Consider the following 4,671-nt stretch of genomic DNA (forward strand, 5'->3'; position numbering starts at 1 on the left):
GATGACTTGCGCCAAGATTTGGCCGAAGCCTGCGACATGCTGGAGCAAGAGGATGCGGCAGGGCGACGTTGGTGTCGCGATAATGGCTATAAGGGCTATACGTCCTATGCCTCGCTGAATGACTTGCCGACAAGGATCAGCGCCTTTGGTGACTTAAAGCGCCTGCTCGACAAACATGCCTCTGCTTTCGCGCAAGAAGTTGGTTTTGATCTGGCTGGCGGCAAGCTCAAGCTTGATAGTCTGTGGGTCAATGTGCTGCCACCAGGTGGCGTGCATACCGGCCACATCCACCCCCATAGCGTGATCTCGGGGACCTTCTATGTCACGCTGCCAGATGGGGCTTCCGCTTTAAAGCTCGAAGACCCTCGCCTTGCCATGATGATGGCCGCGCCCACGCGCTTGGCCAATGCCGCGCAAGATTTGCAGCCCTTTGTATTTTTGCGCCCGGAAGAAGGCGAAGTGATCTTGTGGGAAAGCTGGTTGCGCCATGAAGTGGTGCTCAATCGCGCTAAGTCCAAGCGAGTGTCGATCAGCTTTAACTATGCTTGGGTCTAGGGCCTGCCCATGAGTCCGCCGACCCTTTACCCCTTTGACGAGGATGAAATCAGCGAGAGCTTTGTGCGCGCTTCAGGCCCTGGCGGTCAGAACGTCAATAAGGTTTCAACCGCGGTTGAATTGCGCTTTGATGCGGCGGCCAGCCTATCCTTTCCAGAGGATGTGCGCGATCGCCTGATTAAGTTAGCGGGATCAAGGGCGACCAAGGACGGGGTCATTGTGCTGCTGGCACAGACCTTTCGTACCCAAGATCGCAACCGCCAAGATGCGCGCGAACGTCTGCAAGGCCTGATTGACCGCGCCAGCGTGCCACCGCCGCCACCGCGCAAAAAGACCCGGCCAACCCGAGCTGCGCGCGAGAAGCGGCTGGAGGGCAAGGCCATTCGCAGCACCGTTAAAAAGCTGCGTGGCCGTGTGGGTGAGGACTAAGCTTCTGCCAACAAAAAAGGGCAGGAGCATCCGCCCCTGCCCTCTTCAGCAACTGCTTGCAGAATGATTAGATCAATTGCAATTCCGTCGCAGCGGTCTTGCCGCGCTCGGTCTTCAGTTCAAAACTGACTTTTTGGCCATCGTTCAGGCCGTTCAAGCCAGACTGTTCAACGGCGCTGATGTGAACGAACACGTCGCCACCACCTGCATCAGGTTGAATAAAGCCATAGCCCTTGGTTGCGTTGAACCACTTAACAACTCCGGTCGCCATTGAGGGACCCTTTCTCATAGTTTGGCCGCTTCGCATGCTTACAGCCACAGTGACCGTGCGTTATCCGGCACAGCATTCGGCGTCTTAGAAGAATGGAAGCAGGCACGATCTTTCTTGCAAAAGCGGGCAAAAAAGACCATGCGACGGCAGTACCAGTTTCGTCGATCAGGCGAGTAACTAGCACAGGAATGGCGATCTAACAAATGAAACACAGGACGCATGGATCAACTTACGTTGATAAGCTCTGTCGACGGCAGGTGATCGGAGGTGGCTTTGCCGCACTTCTCGCCATGCCATCGATTGCACTTGGGCAAGCAGAAAAAAGCACACGCAGTGCCAATGTAACGATTCTGGATGAAGCCATGGCTATGCCTAGTTTAGGGCGCAAGCGGCGGATTTGGCTCTATTTACCGCCCGATTATCAAAGCTCTCACCGCCGCTATCCCGTGATTTATGTGCAAGATGGCCAGAACCTATTTGACCGCGCAACTTCTTATGCGGGGGAATGGCAGGTCGATGAGACACTCAATCGACTGGCGGCCGCTGGCGATACTGGCGCGATCGTCGTGGGGATCGACAATGGCGGCGAGAACCGCACGGCAGAATATCATCCCCGCCTGCCTTGGTCTGGCCAACCCGGCCAAGCCGATGCTTATCTCAGCTTTCTGATCGACACCTTGAAGCCCCTGATTGATCGGCGCTTTCGCACCAAGAAAGATCCCGCCCATACCATTATCATGGGCGCAAGCTCGGGCGCGACGCTCGCGCTCTATGCGGGTATGATGCGGCCAGATGTGTTTGGCCGAATTGGAGCCTTTTCTACGCCTTTGTGGCTGGAACCGCGCTTGGACCAGCTAGCCCGTGAGAAAAAGCCCTATCGGCGCGGCGGACGAGTTTTTCTGGTCAGTGGCCGCGATGAGCAGGTGGGTGATGAACCCAAAGGCATTTTCGCCAAGGATCAGCCTGCCATGGTCGAGGCCCTTGTTGCCGTGGGTTATCGACCAGACCGTGACGTGCGCTCGCGCATTGTCGCGGACGGCACACACTCAGAAGGCTTTTGGGCCCGTGAGTTTGAGGGTGCCTACCGCTTCCTAACCGCCAAATAGGTGCCGCTAGGCGTCGACTTTTTCGCGTACACCTGGGATGGCTTCGCGCAAGTCAAAGCTGGGCGTCAATTTATGCTCATGCGCCTTTTGGATTTGGATGGCCTTAAAGGCTCGCGCCAAAGCCAGTTTGCCGAGTGCCCTTGGATCAAGACCGGCTTGAATTTCGGGCTGCATCTGTAGCCGGCGGCGCAGAACCCCGTTGGCATAAATGACATTCGCGCGCAGAAGCGCAGCCGGTGTCATAAACTCAACTGATAGCGACACATTGACCATCGGCCCATTGACGATGCGATGGGGGGCGTTTTGCGCCCAGGTCACCATCATGCCGGGTTCTAAAGTCACATCTTGCGCATCTTGGTCCCAAGCCAGATCGAACGGAATTTGCTCATCTGTCTCGCGTAAGACGACCGCCTCAATTTGTTCTGGCCGCGCAAATGGTGCCTTTGGCGGATAAACGCGCACATGCTTTGTGCCACGAATTTGCCAGAGCGACACAAGCGGCGAGTCCAGATGATAGAAGACCTGCGCATTGGGCGAAGAAATCAGTACGCCAAGGTCGCGCTTCATCGTCTTCAGGCCCGAGACATGGGCTTCTTTGTCGGCGAAAATCTCGTCACACAAAGCGGCATATTCGGGCAAATGCGCGTTAGCAGCGCGCAGATTCAACCAAATCCGGCCTTCATCAACGGCTTGCATCAGCTCAGCGCCACTCATGTCGCCAGCTTTACCGACGCGCCAGGACTGCCAGTCCACGGGATCGTAGCCCATGGTGAAGACCCCCAGCTTGTCGCGGGGATAGGTGTCCAAGAGTTTTTCGAGACCAGCGTCGGAGAACATCGGCCTTGTGTGCAAATCATGGGGCACCACAAGGGTCTCACGCCCAAAGCGTTGAGACACATCAGCAGGCCAAGAAACAATTGAAGCTGGTTTAGTCATCCGTTGAAACTCTATCCGTTTGTTGCGCTTTGCCGCGCGCCATGAGACGGCGAGGCGCAGAAGTAACCGCAGCCCAGCCCGCATGCAAACGCCCTGCCAAGTCAGGTTCTACACTTGCGATGAGGTCTAGGCGCTTTTGGATCATGCCGATTGGGCCTGATTTGACCGCAGAGGCTGGAATAGCTCGCCGCCCGACTTGGCCAGTTTGAACCGTCACCGGATTACGAGAAAATTGCGATTTGTAATGGCTATGCCCTTGGGCAAGATCAATCGTCTCGATGCCAATGTCTTCGGCATAGCGGATCATTTGGCCGAGGAAGACGATACCGGGCGAATAAGGGTGCGCCTTCGGGCAGGACGAGGCGATCCACGGATGGAACCAGCCACCTTGGCGCACGCCAAATTGGCCGGACACCATGTAATCGCCTGCATAAAGCGTGATCAGACAGCCACCAAAATTGGGATCGGTGCGGGTAAACAAGTCCTGCATCATCGCCTTCACCCAGTTCGGGCGCAGGACATCGGTTAGCCCTGACTCATGATACTGCTCGACCTTAAGGCTCAGAACAGCTTCCAACGCCGTAGGCGAGGTATCACCGGTCACAAAGCGGATCGGGCCCAACTCGCGGTCCATTTTATTGGCAAGACGCCGCAAATTCTTCGCCCATTTGGGATTGGCCTGCCGCAGGCGTTCCAGTTTGGCAGCTCCGCCATCTTTCACGCTGATCCGATAGCCTAAGGTCGGCTCGAGGGCTGCCGTGGCAAACAAGCCATGTGGGTCCATCAGGCCCGAGACAGCCATACGCTCAATGCCAGCTTCTGCTAGAAATGCTGTGCCATCGAGCTCCAAGCCCGGCTCGCTGACGATGGCGTGATAATCCGAGAAAGGCGCACCGACGGGGCGGGCATAGCCGTGGCTGGCCCGATGGAAAGCAAAGAAAGCGACGTCACGACCGTCTTGTTCAGCAATCGCCACATGCACATCACCGCGATGGCGCTGAATCAATTGCGCAAAATAAGGGCCCACCAAGGGTGAACCAAACTCTTTCGTCTCTGCCTGAAGGGCAGCCCAACGCGCAATCTGACCTATCGTCAACGCCTCGGCAGAGATGGTGCTAATTTTCACGCGAAACTCCGTCCTTCAGCAAACAAACTGGCTGAGACATGCGGGACCGTTACCATGTAAATCCTAGGATTACGTTGACGGAACTGTGATGATCGGGGCGATTTGTCCCCCACCTTGTCATCCCCGCCGAAGCGGAGCGGAGCGCGGGGACCTTTGTGAGTTTGCGGAAGCACCCCTTCACCAACACCCATAGCCCCGCCAAGGAAAACCTTGCGAGGGTGCACCATAAAGAGGGGCCGGGGCGCGTG

General features: G+C 56.6%; 6 protein-coding genes. 3 read left to right on the plus strand and 3 right to left on the minus strand.

Annotation, left to right across the window (positions count from 1 at the left end):
• Positions 1 to 555: TIGR02466 family protein (locus ACOVRA_RS12020; protein WP_421720496.1), on the plus strand; the 555-nt coding region annotated here is incomplete at its 5' end.
• Between the two features lie 9 nt (positions 556 to 564).
• Positions 565 to 984, plus strand: coding sequence for an alternative ribosome rescue aminoacyl-tRNA hydrolase ArfB (gene arfB, locus ACOVRA_RS12025; RefSeq protein ID WP_421720497.1), 420 nt, complete (start codon positions 565 to 567; stop codon positions 982 to 984).
• Positions 985 to 1,051: 67 nt separating this feature from the next.
• Here arfB and ACOVRA_RS12030 read toward each other — a convergent pair whose 3' ends face one another.
• Positions 1,052 to 1,255 carry a cold-shock protein gene (locus ACOVRA_RS12030; protein ID WP_290806318.1) on the minus strand — a complete coding sequence of 68 codons (204 nt, stop codon included), beginning with the start codon at positions 1,253 to 1,255 and terminating at the stop codon, positions 1,052 to 1,054.
• A gap of 203 nt (positions 1,256 to 1,458) precedes the next feature.
• Here ACOVRA_RS12030 and ACOVRA_RS12035 point away from each other — a divergent pair, with 203 nt between their 5' ends.
• Positions 1,459 to 2,361, plus strand: a complete 903-nt coding sequence (locus tag ACOVRA_RS12035; RefSeq protein WP_421720498.1) for an alpha/beta hydrolase — start codon at positions 1,459 to 1,461, stop codon at positions 2,359 to 2,361.
• A gap of 6 nt (positions 2,362 to 2,367) precedes the next feature.
• Here the strand turns inward: ACOVRA_RS12035 and ACOVRA_RS12040 are convergent, their stop codons facing one another.
• Together ACOVRA_RS12040 and ACOVRA_RS12045 are read right to left on the minus strand one after the other, a co-directional pair.
• Entirely contained in the window at positions 2,368 to 3,297 is a 930-nt protein-coding gene (locus tag ACOVRA_RS12040; protein WP_421720499.1) for a hypothetical protein, read from the minus strand.
• Entirely contained in the window at positions 3,290 to 4,423 is a 1,134-nt protein-coding gene (locus tag ACOVRA_RS12045; protein ID WP_421720500.1) for a GNAT family N-acetyltransferase, read from the minus strand. The genes ACOVRA_RS12040 and ACOVRA_RS12045 overlap by 8 nt, the downstream gene beginning before the upstream one ends.
• Between the last annotated feature and the right edge of the window lie 248 nt (positions 4,424 to 4,671).

The sequence above is a fragment of the Aquidulcibacter sp. genome (genome assembly GCF_049239865.1).
Lineage (GTDB): Bacteria > Pseudomonadota > Alphaproteobacteria > Caulobacterales > Aquidulcibacteraceae > Aquidulcibacter.